Origin of the sequence: Streptomyces sp. RK9 (assembly GCF_045070545.1) — a bacterium.
Classification (GTDB): Bacteria; Actinomycetota; Actinomycetes; order Streptomycetales; family Streptomycetaceae; genus Streptomyces; species Streptomyces alboflavus.
On record NZ_CP173704.1, the window covers coordinates 2,978,006 to 2,992,068 of the forward strand.

At 74.0% G+C, this 14,063-nt stretch carries 13 protein-coding genes; 6 read left to right on the plus strand and 7 right to left on the minus strand.

From position 1 onward, the window contains the following. Positions 1-103: 103 nt before the first annotated feature. Both AB6L24_RS33485 and cofC read right to left on the minus strand, forming a co-directional pair. On the minus strand, positions 104-307 hold the full coding sequence (locus AB6L24_RS33485; RefSeq protein WP_385710424.1) for a hypothetical protein: 204 nt from the start codon (positions 305-307) through the stop codon (positions 104-106). Positions 308-320: 13 nt separating this feature from the next. Continuing rightward, entirely contained in the window at positions 321-959 is a 639-nt protein-coding gene (gene cofC, locus AB6L24_RS33490; RefSeq protein WP_405661637.1) for a 2-phospho-L-lactate guanylyltransferase, read from the minus strand. A 229-nt stretch (positions 960-1,188) separates the two neighbouring features. On the opposite strand from cofC, the gene AB6L24_RS33495 reads away from it, so the two are divergent. From AB6L24_RS33495 to AB6L24_RS33505, 3 genes are read left to right on the plus strand one after another with little or no spacing between them, the layout of a single operon-like run. After that, positions 1,189-1,989: a lysophospholipid acyltransferase family protein gene (locus AB6L24_RS33495; protein ID WP_405661639.1), complete on the plus strand. Its 801-nt coding sequence runs from the start codon at positions 1,189-1,191 to the stop codon at positions 1,987-1,989. After that, positions 1,986-2,996, plus strand: a complete 1,011-nt coding sequence (locus tag AB6L24_RS33500) for an NAD(P)H-dependent glycerol-3-phosphate dehydrogenase (protein WP_405661642.1) — start codon at positions 1,986-1,988, stop codon at positions 2,994-2,996. The genes AB6L24_RS33495 and AB6L24_RS33500 overlap by 4 nt, the downstream gene beginning before the upstream one ends. 59 nt (positions 2,997-3,055) lie before the next feature. Further along, a complete protein-coding gene (locus tag AB6L24_RS33505; RefSeq protein ID WP_405661644.1) occupies positions 3,056-4,201 on the plus strand; it encodes a D-alanine--D-alanine ligase family protein in 1,146 nt (381 codons plus the stop codon). A 90-nt stretch (positions 4,202-4,291) separates the two neighbouring features. Here the strand turns inward: AB6L24_RS33505 and AB6L24_RS33510 are convergent, their stop codons facing one another. Next, entirely contained in the window at positions 4,292-4,789 is a 498-nt protein-coding gene (locus tag AB6L24_RS33510) for a DUF3515 domain-containing protein (RefSeq protein ID WP_405661646.1), read from the minus strand. A gap of 20 nt (positions 4,790-4,809) precedes the next feature. After that, a complete protein-coding gene (locus AB6L24_RS33515) occupies positions 4,810-5,043 on the minus strand; it encodes an Lrp/AsnC family transcriptional regulator (RefSeq protein WP_016642988.1) in 234 nt (77 codons plus the stop codon). 215 nt (positions 5,044-5,258) lie between these two features. Here AB6L24_RS33515 and AB6L24_RS33520 point away from each other — a divergent pair, with 215 nt between their 5' ends. Further along, positions 5,259-6,227, plus strand: a complete 969-nt coding sequence (locus AB6L24_RS33520; protein WP_030361945.1) for a thiamine-phosphate kinase — start codon at positions 5,259-5,261, stop codon at positions 6,225-6,227. Next, entirely contained in the window at positions 6,224-7,069 is an 846-nt protein-coding gene (thiD, locus tag AB6L24_RS33525) for a bifunctional hydroxymethylpyrimidine kinase/phosphomethylpyrimidine kinase (protein ID WP_405661647.1), read from the plus strand. Before AB6L24_RS33520 ends, thiD begins: the two co-directional genes overlap by 4 nt. Here the strand turns inward: thiD and AB6L24_RS33530 are convergent. The 3 genes from AB6L24_RS33530 to rpmB form a co-directional block, all read right to left on the minus strand. Further along, on the minus strand, positions 7,030-8,301 hold the full coding sequence (locus tag AB6L24_RS33530; RefSeq protein ID WP_405661649.1) for an FAD-dependent monooxygenase: 1,272 nt from the start codon (positions 8,299-8,301) through the stop codon (positions 7,030-7,032). The two genes, thiD and AB6L24_RS33530, sit on opposite strands and share 40 nt — an antisense overlap. Before the next feature lie 71 nt (positions 8,302-8,372). Continuing rightward, positions 8,373-11,438: a BTAD domain-containing putative transcriptional regulator gene (locus AB6L24_RS33535; protein ID WP_405661651.1), complete on the minus strand. Its 3,066-nt coding sequence runs from the start codon at positions 11,436-11,438 to the stop codon at positions 8,373-8,375. A 140-nt stretch (positions 11,439-11,578) separates the two neighbouring features. Continuing rightward, complete coding sequence (rpmB, locus tag AB6L24_RS33540; RefSeq protein ID WP_030195073.1) at positions 11,579-11,764, minus strand: 50S ribosomal protein L28; 186 nt, start codon at positions 11,762-11,764, stop codon at positions 11,579-11,581. A 305-nt stretch (positions 11,765-12,069) separates the two neighbouring features. On the opposite strand from rpmB, the gene AB6L24_RS33545 reads away from it, so the two are divergent. Continuing rightward, positions 12,070-13,878, plus strand: a complete 1,809-nt coding sequence (locus tag AB6L24_RS33545) for a DAK2 domain-containing protein (protein WP_405661653.1) — start codon at positions 12,070-12,072, stop codon at positions 13,876-13,878. Positions 13,879-14,063: the final 185 nt, after the last annotated feature.

Consider the following 14,063-nt stretch of genomic DNA (forward strand, 5'->3'; position numbering starts at 1 on the left):
CCCTAGGGGGAGCCCGGCCCGCGGCGTGTTCGGGGACCCGGGGGGGGGCTCAGGGGACCCGAGGTACTCAGGGGACTCAGAAGGCCCAGGGGACTCGGGGGGATCAGAACGTCTGCAGCGTCACCAGCGTGATCCGGCGCCCCTCGCCCTCCCCGGCGACCTCGATGCGCACCCGCTGGCCGGGCCTGAGCAGCCGCAGGCCGCCGGCGTCGAACGCCGGGGCGTCGAAGGGCACCGGGGTGCCGTCGTCGAGGAGCACACTGCCGGTGCGGGTGTCGGAGTCGTACGTGTACGCGGTGGCCTGCATGGGGGAAGCGTACTCAGTCCGGGATCAGCAGCCCCGCCGCGGCCGCCGCCGTGTGCGGGCCCACGCCCAGGGCGAGCGCGGCCCGCAGGTCGTCGCCGGTGTCCACGTCCTGGCGTACGGAACCGGCGTACCCGATGTCGTCGAGTTCCACCGCGCCCGAGTCCCGGTGCCGGGCCCGGGACGGCCCGCCGAATTGAGGGCGCAATTCCGTGCCGGGACCCGCGGTGAGCAGCGTCGTGCCGATTCCCGCCGCGTCCGGCAGGAAAGCGCGCGGGAATGGCACCGCGGCATCGAGGACGCGGGCCAATTCGCCGGGGCGCAGCGCGGGCAGATCGGCGTTGAGAGCCGCCACGGGCGCCTCGGGGCGCCGGGAGCGCACCTGGCGGGCCGCGTGCGCCAGCGCGGCGTTGAGGCCGTCCCCCGGGGTGTCGGGGACGACGTGGGCGCCGAGCGCGGCCAGTTCGCGGCCCGCGCGGACGTCGTCCGTGACGACCACCACATCCCGCACCGACGGGCAGGCCACCGTCGCGGCCACGGTGTCCTGCGCGAACGCGAGGGCGAGTGCGGGCCGCAGACCGTCCCCGGCGGCGGGCGCGAGACGGCTCTTGGCCCGCTCCAGGGGCTTGAGCGGTATCACCACGGTCCACTGCACGCCCGGCTCCGTCCTTCGCGTGAGCCCATTGTGACCTGGGGGAAGGGGACGGAAGGGAGGTGGGGTGCGGGGGTGGCCGCCGGTGCGGCGGGCCGGTGCCCGGCGCGGACGGGCCAGGCGGGGCGTGACGGCGAGGTGGCGGACGGGTGGGCGTACGGTGTTCTCGACAGGACGGCAGCCCGGGGCGACACTTGTGCGGCCGACCAGGCTCATGGAGGAAGGTGTCCGAGTGTCCCGCCGCAGAATCGGCTTCTGGTACCGCTTGGCGGCGGTCATCGCTAAACCGCCGCTGTTGGTTCTGATCAAGCGGGACTGGCGGGGAATGGAGAACATTCCGGCCGACGGCGGTTTTATCACCGCCGTGAACCACAATTCCCATCTCGACCCGTTCGCGTACGCCCACTTTCAGTACAACACCGGGCGGGTCCCGCGTTTCCTCGCCAAGCACGGGCTCTTCAAGAAGGGCTTCGTCGGGGCGTTCATGCGGGGCACGGGACAGATCCCGGTCTACCGCGAGACCACCAACGCGCTGAGCGCCTTCCGGGCCGCCATCGAGGCCGTCGAGCGCGGCGAATGCGTGGCGTTCTACCCCGAGGGCACCCTCACCCGCGACCCCGACCTGTGGCCCATGACGGCCAAGACGGGCGTCGCGCGCGTGGCCCTGCAGACCAAGTGCCCGGTCATCCCGGTGGCCCAGTGGGGCGCCAACCACGTCCTGCCGCCGTACGCGAAGAAGCCCGACGTGCTGCCCCGCAAGACGCACCACGTGCTCGCCGGCGAGCCGGTGGACCTGGCGCGCTTCTACGACAAGGAGATGACCCCGGACCTCCTGAAGGAGGCGACCGAGGCCATCATGGCGGCCATCACCGAGCTCCTGCAGGAGCTGCGCGGCGAGCAGGCCCCGCAGAAGCGTTACGACCCGCGTGAGGTTCGTCTCGCGCAGCGCCGCAAGGCCAAGGAGATCTCCGCCGACGAGGGCTCCGCCGCCAGCAGCCGTACAGAGCAAGGCAGTTCGGAGGAGAGCAAGTGACCCGATCCCTGAAGGCCGCCGTCTTCGGAACCGGCTCGTGGGGGACGGCCTTCGGGATGGTCCTCGCCGACGCCGGCTGCGACGTCACCCTGTGGGCCCGCCGCGAAGAACTCGCCGACGCGGTCAACTCCACCCACACCAACCCGGACTACCTGCCGGGCGTCGGGCTGCCGCGGAACCTGACCGCCACCACCGACCCGGCCGCCGCCGCGGCCGGCGCCGACTTCACCGTGCTCGCCGTGCCCTCGCAGACCCTGCGCGGCAACCTCGCCGCCTGGACCCCGCTGCTCGCCCCCGACACGGTGCTCGTCTCACTGATGAAGGGCGTCGAGCTGGGCTCCGCCATGCGCATGAGCGAGGTCATCGAGGACGTCACCAAGGCCCCCGCCGAGCGGATCGCCGTCGTCACCGGGCCCAACCTGGCCCGCGAGATCGCCGCCCGCCAGCCCGCCGCGTCCGTGGTCGCCTGCACCGACGAGACGGTCGCCCAGCGCCTCCAGGCCGCCTGCCACACGCCGTACTTCCGGCCGTACACCAACACCGACGTCGTCGGCTGCGAGCTGGGCGGTGCCGTGAAGAACGTCATCGGGCTCGCCGTCGGCATCGCGGACGGCATGGGGCTCGGCGACAACACCAAGGGCTCGCTCATCACCCGCGGGCTCGCCGAGACCACCCGGCTCGGCCTCGCCATGGGCGCCGACCCGCTGACGTTCTCGGGGCTCGCGGGCCTCGGCGACCTGGTGGCCACCTGCTCCTCGCCGCTCTCGCGCAACCACACCTTCGGCACCAACCTCGGCAAGGGCATGACCCTGCAGGAGACCATCGCGGTCACCAAGCAGACCGCGGAGGGCGTCAAGTCCTGCGAGTCCGTCCTCGACCTGGCCCGCAGGCACGGCGTCGACATGCCGATCACCGAGACGGTCGTCGGCATCGTGCACGAGGGCACACCGCCGCTGGTGGCGCTCAAGGAGCTGATGTCCCGCAGCGCCAAGCCGGAACGCCGCTGACCCCAGGTCACGGGCGGCACACTGACTCCGCTGGGGCCAGCGGGTACGCTCAACGCGATATGAGCAGCGAGAACCTCCCCCAGAGCCCCCGCAAGCCGCGTGTGGCCGTCGTGTTCGGCGGCCGCAGCTCGGAGCACGGCATCTCCGTCGTCACCGCCGGTGCCGTACTGCGCGCCATCGACCGGACCAAGTACGACGTGCTGCCGATCGGCATCACGACGGACGGGCGCTGGGCGCTGACCGCGGACGACCCCGACCGGATGGCCATCGCCGACCGCAAGGTCCCGAGCGTCGCCGAGCTCGCCGACTCCGCCGACGGCGGCGTCGTCCTGCCCGTCGACCCGGGCAACCGCGAGGTCGTCTACAGCGAGCCCGGCGCGGTGCCCAAGGCGCTCGGCGAGGTCGACGTGGTCTTCCCGATGCTGCACGGCCCCTACGGCGAGGACGGCACCCTCCAGGGCCTCCTGGAGCTGTCCGGCGTGCCGTACGTGGGCGCGGGCGTGCTCGCCTCGGCCGTCGGCCAGGACAAGGAGTACATGAAGCGGGTCTTCACCTCCTTCGGGCTGCCCGTCGGTCCGTACCTGGTGATCAGGCCCCGCGAGTGGCAGCGCGAGGAGAAGAAGGCCCGGCAGCGCGTCGCGGACTTCGCCGGCGAGCACGGCTGGCCGCTGTTCATCAAGCCCGCGCGCGCGGGCTCCTCGATCGGCATCACCAAGGTCGACTCCTTCGACGGCCTCGACGAGGCCATCGAGGAGGCGCAGCGCCACGACCCGAAGATCATCGTGGAGGCGCTGCTGCGCGGCCGCGAGATCGAGTGCGGCGTCCTGGAGTTCGAGGACGGCCCGCGCGCCAGCGTGCCCGCCGAGATCCCGCCGGTGCAGGCGCACGACTACTACGACTTCGAGGCGAAGTACATCGACTCGACGCCCGGCCTGGTCCCCGCCCCGCTGACGCCGGAGGAGACCGCCGAGGTGCAGCGGCTCGCCGTCGAGGCCTTCGAGGCGACGTCCTGCGAGGGCCTGGTGCGCGCGGACTTCTTCCTCACCGAGGACGGCCGGTTCGTCATCAACGAGATCAACACGATGCCGGGCTTCACGCCGATCTCCATGTACCCGCAGATGTGGGAGAAGAGCGGCGTCGGGTACGCGGAGCTGGTGGACCGCCTGATTCAGGCGGCGCTCTCCCGGTCCACCGGGTTGCGCTGACGCGCCGGCTGCGGGGCTTCTGTCTCTCCGGGAACTGCGGGCCCGCTGTGGCTGGTCGCGCGGTTCCCCGCGCCCCTTTCGGGGCGGGGGCTAGGCCACGCCCTTGGGGATGGCCTTCTTGATGGGGGCCGCGAAGTCCGTGAGCGGACCCAGGCCGCCCCCCGTCCGCTCCTTCGGCAGCGTCACCTCCACGTAGGCGAGACGCAGCGCGGTGGTGAAGACGTAACTGCCGTCGTCGCGCTTCTGCAGGAGCCAGGCCACGTCGTTGACCTTCACGCCGTCCGACTTGGCCACCTCGGGATCGGACATCTCGGGGGGCCGCTCCACACCGCAGCGCAGTATGATCGCCGGGTCTCCCCACCCGGCGGTCAACTCCGACTTCGGTCCGGGGTCGGTGCGCTCGAGACCGTCGACCTTCTTCGGGAGCTGCGCGCGCAGATCCCGGCAGAGCCCCGCGGCCTTCGCGGCCGGGGACGGAACCACCACCGACGCTGTGTCGTCCGTTGATGAGCAGGCCGTTGACGCGATCAGCGTCGCGCAAGCGGCCGCACTGATGAGGCAGCGGCGCCGGAGACGGGGGATGTTCACCGGGCCAGGGTAGACGGGGGCTACAAGTGCACGACCGGGCAGGTCAGCGTTCTGGTGATGCCGTCCACCTGCTGGACCTTGGCAACCACCATGCGGCCGAGTTCGTCGACCGTGTCCGCTTGCGCGCGCACGATGACATCGTAGGGACCGGTCACGTCCTCGGCCTGGATCACTCCCGGGATCTTGCCGATCAGCTCGGCGACGGTCGACGCCTTGCCGACCTCGGTCTGGATCAGGATGTACGCCTGTACCACGGAACCTCCAGGGCGGCCACGAGGATCATGTGGGGAGAAGGGACGCCACGGTACCGCGTCGCCGCTCGCCACGGGGAGACCCGGGGGAGCTGTGGCGCACACATCGCGGCGGACGGACAACACAGGTTGACGGCTCCGTCGACCGTACCGACGACAGGGACGGCTCGCGACCGCAAGCGGACCGCGGCGACCGTGGCAGAAGGAGCAGCACGCGCATGAAGGGCACCGTCGGCGAGTTGGGCGAGTTCGGGCTCATCAAGGAGCTCACCTCGCGGCTCACCTCCACCCCGGCCGTACGCCTCGGCCCCGGCGACGACGCCGCCGTCGTGGCCGCCCCGGACCGCAGGGTCGTGGCCAGCACCGACATCCTCCTGGAGGGCAGGCACTTCCGCCGCGACTGGTCCACGGCCTACGACGTCGGCCGCAAGGCCGCCGCCCAGAACCTCGCCGACATCGCCGCCATGGGCGCCGTGCCCACCGCGATCCTGCTCGGCCTCGTGGTGCCCGCCGAGCTCCCCGCGAGCTGGCCCATCGAGCTGATGGACGGGCTGCGCGACGAGTGCCAGGTCGCGGGCGCGGCCGTGGTCGGCGGCGATGTCGTACGCGGCGACACGATCACCGTCTCGATCACCGCGCTCGGCGACCTGCGCAACCACGAACCCGTCACGCGCGCGGGCGCCCAGCCCGGCGACGCCGTCGCCGTCACCGGCTGGCTCGGCTGGTCCGCCGCCGGGCACGCCGTGCTCTCCCGCGGCTTCCGCTCGCCGCGCGCCTTCGTGGAGGCCCACCGCAGGCCCGAGCCGCCCTACCACGCCGGCCCCGCCGCCGCCGGGCTCGGCGCGACCGCCATGACCGACGTGAGCGACGGCCTGATCGCCGACCTCGGCCACATCGCCGAGGCCAGCAAGGTGCGCATCGACATCCGCTCCGGCGACGTCGACGTGCCCTCGCAGATGAACGACATCGGGCAGGCCGTCGGCGTCGACCCGCTGCAGTGGGTGCTCAACGGCGGCGAGGACCACGCGATCGTGGCGACGTTCCCGTCGGACGTGAAGCTGCCCGCCCGCTGGAAGGTCATCGGCGAGGTCCTCAACCCCTCCGCGCAGCCGCAGGTCACGGTCGACGGCGCGCCCTGGACCAGCAAGGGCTGGGACCACTTCGGGGAGAACGGCGGCGACGCGTGAGCGCGGCGGGCACAGCGCGCACGGCCCGGGCGGCCGGGACGGCGCCGCCGCGGGTGCTCACCGTCGCGGGCTCCGACTCCGGGGGCGGGGCCGGGATCCAGGCCGACCTGAAGACGATGCTCGCCCTCGGCACGCACGGCATGAGCGTCGTCACGGCCGTCACCGCGCAGAACTCCCTCGGCGTGCAGGGCGCTTGGGAGCTGCCGGTGGCGGCGGTGCGGGCGCAGTACCGCAGCGTCGTCGACGACATCGGCGTCCAGGCCGTCAAGACGGGGATGCTGGCCTCCGCCGAACTGGTCGAGGCGGTCGCGGAGTTGATCGCCGGCACGGACGCCCCCGCCGTCGTCGACCCGGTCGGCGTCTCCAAGCACGGGGACGCGCTGCTCGCGGCGTCCGCCCTGGACTCGGTGCGCACGAAGCTGCTTCCGGTCGCCACGGTCGCGACCCCCAACCTCGACGAGGTCGCCCAACTCACCGGCGTCGACGTCGGATCGGAGGACGACATGCGGCGCGCGGCCGCCGCCGTCCTCGCGTACGGGCCGCGGTGGGCGCTCATCAAGGGCGGCCACCTCAGCGGCGACGCCGTGGACCTGCTCACCGACGGCTCCGAGGAGCACTGGCTGCGCGCCCCGCGCCACGACAACCGCCATACGCACGGCACGGGCTGCACCCTCGCCAGCGCCGTCGCGGCGCAGCTCGCGAAGGGGCAGCCCGTCCCGGAGGCCGTGGCGGCCGCCAAGGAGTACGTCACCGGGGCCATCGCCGCAGGGTTCGCGCTCGGCGGCGGGATCGGGCCCGTGGATCACGGCTGGCGGTTCGGGGACGGCACGAGCGCCCCGTAGTCCTTGAGGTCGATTCCGTTGGCGGCCTTCTCCGTGAGGCGCTTGAAGAAGCCCGCGAGGAAGCGGGAGCTCAGCATCCGGTAGGCCCGGTCGCGGCTGCGGATCTTCTTCTCCGTGGCCGGCGCGAGGAAGGGGCCCGCGTTGCCGGAGGTCTTCTGGCAGCCCTTCGCGAAGTCCCGGACCTCCGTCTCGTACGCCGCGAAGGCCGTCCGGTGGTCCCCGCGCGCGAGGGCCAGCTCGCCGGCGAGCACGTACGCGCACACGAGTGCCGTGCCCGTGCCGATCCCGCCCATCGTGGCGCCGTACCCGGCGTCGCCGAGGAGCACGACGCGGCCCTTGGACAGGCGGTCGATGTGGATCTGGGCGATCGCGTCGAAGTACAGGTCGTCGGCCTCCTCCAGGGCTTTCAGGACGAGCGGCGCGTGCCGCCAGCGCGAGCCGGCGTACGTCTCGGCGAGGATCCGCTTCTGCCGCGCGACGTCGTGGCGCACGTCGTCCAGCTGCTCGGACCGGAAGACGAGGCCCACGCCCGCCCGCTGTGGATCGCCGTCGTAGTTGCAGATGTCGATCATGCGGCCGGGCTCGCTGTGGATCCGCGCCGTGCGGTCCAGGCCCAGGTGGTTGGGCATGCTGAAGCCCGCCACGTAGTGGCCGAGGAAGCGCAGGTACTGCGACTCGTCGCCGAAGACGAGACGGCGGGTGTGCGAGTGCAGGCCGTCCGCGCCGACGACGAGGTCGAAGCGGCGGGGCGCGCCGCGCTCGAAGGTGACGTCGACGCCGCCTGTGTCCTCGGGGGCCTCGGAGAGGCTCGCCACCGAGTCCCCGAAGACGTACGACACCTGGTCGCGGGTGCGCTCGTACAGGATCTTGGAGAGCTCGCCGCGGAAGATCTCCACGTCGCCGCTCATCAGGAAGGCGGGCAGGTCCACCCGCTCCCGGTCGTCGGCGTCGACGATGATCTGGCGTCCCATGTGGGTCTGGCGGCGGTGCACCTCGTCCCGGATGCCCATGCGCTCCAGGACGGTGCGATGGGCATGGCCCCGGAAGTCCACCGCGAAGCCGCCCTCGCGCAGGGCGGGCGCCTTCTCCACGACGGTGACCCGGGCGCCGTACCGGGACAGCCACAGGGCGAGCGAGGGCCCGGCGACGCTGGCGCCGGAGATGAGGACGTCGAGGCGGGCGAGCGGGCCGGCGGGCCGCGGGGTGTGCGTCGTGTGCGTCGTGTTCGTCATGCCCCGAGCCTCGGCGGGGGCGCTTACCGGGGGCGTACCGTCGGCTGACAGCGCCTGACCACCGATGTCCTTCAGCCGCGGCCGACCGCCCTCGCCCCCTCCCCGCGGCCCGCCGCGAACGCCTCCTCGTACGCCGCCGGGCCGAGGCGCGCGCGAGCCGCCTCCTGGACCGGTACGACGTCGGGGTGACCCTCGATCAGCGTGCCCCGGATGCCCGCGGCGGCGCCCAGGAGCCGGGCGGCGTCCCGGGGGAGCGCCGCGGCCGCCGCCAACGCCTCCGCCACCTCGGCGAGCTCGCCCACCCCGGGGGCGTCGACGGCCAGCACGCGGGCCTGCTCGAACCAGTCGGCGGCCTCCTCCGGGCGGGACTCGGCGAGCGCGACGCGGCCGAGGCCGGTGAAGACGCGTGTGGTCTCCGCCACGCTGTACCAGTTGGCGGCGCACGCCTGGAGGGCGTCTTCGTAGTACGCACGCGCGCGTGCCGTGTCGCCGCGCAGCCGGGCCACGTCCCCCAGGCCGCGCCGGGCCGTCGCCACCTTGTCGCGCACGCCGACGGCGCGGGCCCGCTCCTCCGCCCGCCGGAAGTGGTCCGCCGCGTCCTCCAGGGCGCCGCCGTGCAGCAGGACCGTGCCGCGCTGGTGCAACAGGTCGCCGGTCTCCTCGGGGGCGCCGAGCTCGACGACGTGGGCGAGGCCCTCGTCCAGGAGCTCCAGGGCGCGTGCCCGTTCCCCGCGCCAGTCGGCGAACATCGCGAGCGGGTCCAGGCAGTTGGCCGTGCCCCAGCGGTCGCCGTTCTCCCGGAAGGCCGCGAGCGCCCGCGCGAAGGCCGCCTCGGAGTCCCGCGGCCGCCCCGCGAACAGCTCCTGGAAGCCCCGCCCGAGGTCAAGGAGGGCGCGCCCCCAGGGGTGGTCGCCGACCTGGTCGCGCACCCGCTCCTCCATGGCCCGCCGAGGCCCGCCCACCAGCGACCAGAGCACGATCAGGAACGGCAGCCGCAACGGCCCCTCCAGGGACGTCAGGAGGGCGTCGGCGCGCGCGAGGCGCTCCGGCTCGGCGGGGTCGTCGCCGTCGCCCACGACCGTGTTGACCAGACACAGGACGTACTCCTCGGCGAGCCCCTCCGGAGGGCGCGGCCCGACGGCCGCCAGGAGACCCGACGCGAGCGAGACGCGCTCTCCGTAGTGGCCGCGCAGCCGCCAGTACCAGGACAGCGCGGCCAGCATGCGCAGGCCCGCGTGCGGGTCGGTGCGCGCCAGGTGGCGCAGGGCGGCGTCCAGGTTGCCGTGGTCGGCGGCGAGCCGGTCCAGCCAGGGGAGCTGCCCGGCGCCGTGCAGCAGCGGCGCGCCCCGCTCGGCGAGGCGCAGGAAGTACGCGGCGTGCGCGGCTCGCAGCCTGTCCGCGTCGCCCGCCTCGGCGAGCCGGAGGGCACAGAAGGCGCGGATGGTCTCCAGCATCCGGTAGCGCCCGCCCACCGCCTCGACGAACGACTTCTCCACGAGCGAGGCCAGCAGGTCCTCCGGGTACGGGAGCTCACAGACGGCCTCGACGGCGGCCGGCGTGGCCCCGGCGGGAAACACGGTGAGCCGTGCGGCCAGCTCCCGCTCCTCCTCGTCGAGCAGGTCCCAGCTCCACTCGACGACGGCGCGCAGGGTGCGGTGGCGCGGCGCCTTCGTGCGGTCGCCGCGCGACAGGAGCCGGAACCGGTCGTCGAGGCGCGCGGCCAGCTCGTCGAGCGTGAGGGTGCGAAGGCGTGCGGCGGCCAGCTCGATGGCCAGCGGAAGCCCGTCGAGCGCGGCGCACAGGGAACGCACGAGGTCGGCCCGCCCCTCCGCTCCGCCCGCTCGCCCCGCGAGGTCCGGGCGCACGGCCGCCGCGCGCTCCAGGAAGAGCCGGTCGGCGGGCCCGGCGGCCAGCGGCGGCACCGGGCACAGCGCCTCCCCGGTGATGCCGAGCGCCTCCCGGCTGGTGGCGAGGACACGGACACCGGGGCAGGCGCCGAGCAGCAGCCCCGCGACCCGTGCCGCGTCGTCGACCACGTGCTCGCAGTTGTCGAGCACGAGCAGCAGCTCACGCCCCTCCAGCGCGGCGAGCAGCCGCTCGGTGGCGTCACCCCCGCGCGCGTGGAACCCGTCACGCACACCGAGGGCGCCGAGGATCGCGTACGTCACCCGCTCCCCGTCGGCCAGCGGCGCGAGCTCCACGAAGCACACGCTCCCCGGCCCGCCGCCCCGTGCGCCCTCAGTCCCGCTCTGCCGCTCCCGCGCGGCCTCCAGGGCGAGCCGGGTCTTGCCGGTGCCGCCCGGTCCTGTGAGCGTCACGAGGCGGGTGTCGTCGAGGAGGGCGTGGACGCGCGCCAGCTCCGCGGTGCGGCCGACGAGCGGGGTGAGCGGCGTGGGCACGGCCGGCGTGCGCGGCGGCTCGGTGCCGCGCAGCAGCTCCAGGTGGAGCGCGGCGAGCTCCGCCGACGGGTCGGCGCCCAGCTGCCGCGCGAGGACGCCACGCGCCTCGTCGAACACCGCGAGGGCCTCCGCGGACCGCCCGGTGGCGTGCAGCGCCCGCATGAGCTGCCCGTGGAGCCGCTCGCTCAGCGGATGGGCGGCGACCAGTTCCCGCAGTTCCGGTACGAGGCCGGGGGCGCCGCCGGTCGCCAGGTCGGCGTCCACCCGGTCCTGTACGGCGGCGAGCCGGAGCTCGTCGAGGCGGGTGCGGGGGGCGTGCGCCCCGGGCAGGTCGGCGAGCGCGGGCCCGCGCCACAGGCCGAGCGCCTCGGTGAGGAGGGCGGCGGCCCGGGGGTGGTCTCCCGAGGACAGGGCTCGGCGCCCTTCGCGGGTCAGGCGTGCGAAGAGGTGGGCGTCGACGTCGTCGGGGGAGACGGCCAGGCGGTAGCCCGTGGCGGTGGTCTCGATGCCGACGCCGATGCGCTTGCGCAGCCGGGACACCTGGGACTGGAGCGCGTTCGCGGCACCGGCGGGCGGCCGCTCCCCGTACAGCCCGTCGGTCAGGCGCTCGGCGGAGACGCTCCGGCCGGCGTCGAGCAGGAGCAGGGTGAGCAGGGCCCGGGGGCGGGGGCCGCCGGGGTCGACGGGGGAGCCGTCGGGGGTGCGGATGTCGAGGGGCCCGAGGATGCCGAAGCGCATCCGCCAGATTCTGGCAGGCGGCCGCGCGGGCACACGGACGTGTGTGGCGGTACGACAGCGTCCGGGCACACGAAAAAGCCGGCCCTCCCGAAGGGGGACCGGCTTTTCAGCAACCGGCTAGGTGGCCGCGCAATGAAGCGTCAGCGCGAGACCTTGCCGGCCTTGATGCACGAGGTGCAGGCGTTGAGGCGCTTCGGCGTCCCGCCGACCACGGCACGCACGCGCTGGATGTTCGGGTTCCAGCGACGGGGCGTACGGCGGTGCGAGTGCGAGATGTTGTTGCCGAAGCCCGGCCCCTTGCCGCAGACGTCGCAGTTGGCAGCCACGGGTCACTCCAAAGACTTCAGATGCACTTACGGTTAAACCCGGCATGCCGGGATCAGTGCAATGATCGGAGTGGCGTTGCCAGGAGGAATGGCCCGATGCGTATCGGGCAACCGGAGCAGCATACAACGACTGCTTCGGTACAACGAAACTACCATGTCTCGCCCCGGCCCCGCCCCGGCCTCCCCTCCGTCCCAGGTCTACGCTGCGTCCCAGCCGAGACGCACGACGGAGGCGTCCCGCACGCAGGACGAGGCGTTCCGTACGCGAGACACACGCGTCGCGTGACGCTCCTAGGAGGCGACAGTTGCCGCAGTACCTCGACGCTGTCGCAGTCCGCGCCTGGAGCGCACTCGCTCTGGACGCGCTGGGGCAGGCCCGCGAGGAGATCGACGCGATCAACGTCTATCCGGTCGCGGACGGGGACACCGGGACCAACCTCTATCTGACGATGGAGTCGGCCTCCCAGGCGGTCGACGCGGTCTTCACCGGCCTGGAGCCGGCCAGGCCCGCGCTCGCGGAGGCGGTGCGCGCGATGGCGCACGGCGCGCTGATCGGGGCCCGCGGCAACTCCGGGACGATTCTGGCGCAGTTGCTGCGGGGGATGGCGCAGGTGCTTGCGGCGGATGGTGGCGGCAGCGGTGACGGCCGTCGAGCGGGTGGTGAGGGCGGCGGCGCCGACGGGGCCGACCGGGCCGGTGACGCACATCACGCTGGAGCTGGAGCTGGAGCTGGAGCTGGAGCTGGAGCTGGAGCTGGAGCTGGAGCCGAGGCTGACGCCGTGCGCCTCGCACTCGCACTGGGCCGCGCGTCCCGGTCCGCGTACCGCGCCGTCGCGCACCCCGTGGAGGGCACGGTCCTGACCGTGGCCAAGGCCGCGGCCGAGGCGGCCGACGCCGCCGCGACGGACTCGCGGGACTGCGCCGCGGTGGCACGGGCGGCGTACGAAGGGGCCTGCGCGGCCCTGGACGCGACTCCGGGACAGCTCGCGGTGCTGGGGCGCGCGGGCGTGGTGGACGCGGGCGGACGGGGCCTCGTGGCGGTTCTCGGCGCGCTGGTGGGGGCGCTGTCGGGGGAGACCGTGCGGCCGCGGGCGGCGGCGGGCGGCCAGGCGCGTGGGGAGGCCGCCGGGACCGCCCCGGCCGCCCCGACCGCCGAGCCCGCCACATGCGTCGACGCCGCCGCCGACGGGGCCGGCCCCGCCTTCGAGGTGATCTACCTCCTGGAAGCCGACGACGCGGCCGTCGACCGGCTGCGGGCCAGGCTGGACGGGCTCGGCGACTCGCTCGTGGTCGTCGGTGGCGACGGCCTGTGGAACGTCCACGTGCATGTCGACGACGCGGGCGCGGCCGTCGAGGCGGGCGTGGAGGCGGGCCGTCCGTACCGCATCCGGATCACGCACTTCGGCGCCGGTGACGCCCACACCGTACGGACGCAGCCGCCCAGGGAGCGGGTCCAGCGAGGCATCGTCGCCGTCGTCCCGGGGGACGGCCTCGCCGCCCTGTACGCCGAGGCCGGGGCGACCACGGTGCCCGCGCGCGCGGGGGAGCCGCCCGGCAGCGGTGAGCTGGTCGAGGCGATCCGGCGCGCCCACGCGCGCGAGGTGGTGCTGCTGCCCAACGACGCCGGGCTGCGCCACACCGCGGCGGCGGCCGCCGAACAGGCCCGCTCCGAAGGCGTACGGGTCGCCCTGATCCCCACCCGCTCGGCCGTGCAGGGCATCGCGGCGCTCGCCGTGCACGAGCCGGACCGCCGGTTCGACGAGGACGTCGTCGCGATGACCTCGGCGGCCGGGGCGACCCGGTACGCCGAACTGGCCGTCGCCGAGCGGCAGTCCTGGACGACGGCGGGCATCTGCCAGGCCGGGGACGTGCTCGGCCTCATCGACGGCGACGTGGCGGTGATCGGCCCGGAGGTCGCGCGGACCGCGGCGGCCGTGCTCGACCGGATGCTGGCGGCGGGCGGCGAGATGGTGACGCTCGTCCTCGGGGACGCGGTGTCCGACGCGGTCGCCGAGTTCCTGGAGAAGCACGTACGCGACGGCCACCTGGCCGTTGACACGGTGCTGTACCGGGGCGGGCCCCAGTCGGCCCTCCTCCTCATCGGCGTGGAGTGACCCCTCGGCCGGGGCCCCGCCGATCGGCGCTCCGCGCCTCGTCCTCAAACGCCGGACGGGCTATCTCCCACCCACCCGCCCAAACTTGCACCAGCAGACCAACAGCCCGGCACCTTCTGCCCCACATCAGCGAAGTTCGCAGCCGTGGTGGGGACCCCCTGCTCCTTGACTGAACGTTTGGGCGA

Excerpts from the sequence above, each read along its gene's own strand:
- AB6L24_RS33520 (WP_030361945.1), top strand. The coding sequence starts at position 5,259 with ATGAAGGGCACCGTCGGCGAGTTGGGCGAGTTCGGGCTCATCAAGGAG.
- AB6L24_RS33530 (WP_405661649.1), bottom strand. The coding sequence starts at position 8,301 with ATGACGAACACGACGCACACGACGCACACCCCGCGGCCCGCCGGCCCG.
- AB6L24_RS33505 (WP_405661644.1), top strand. The coding sequence starts at position 3,056 with ATGAGCAGCGAGAACCTCCCCCAGAGCCCCCGCAAGCCGCGTGTGGCC.
- AB6L24_RS33485 (WP_385710424.1), bottom strand. The coding sequence starts at position 307 with ATGCAGGCCACCGCGTACACGTACGACTCCGACACCCGCACCGGCAGT.
- AB6L24_RS33535 (WP_405661651.1), bottom strand. The coding sequence starts at position 11,438 with ATGCGCTTCGGCATCCTCGGGCCCCTCGACATCCGCACCCCCGACGGC.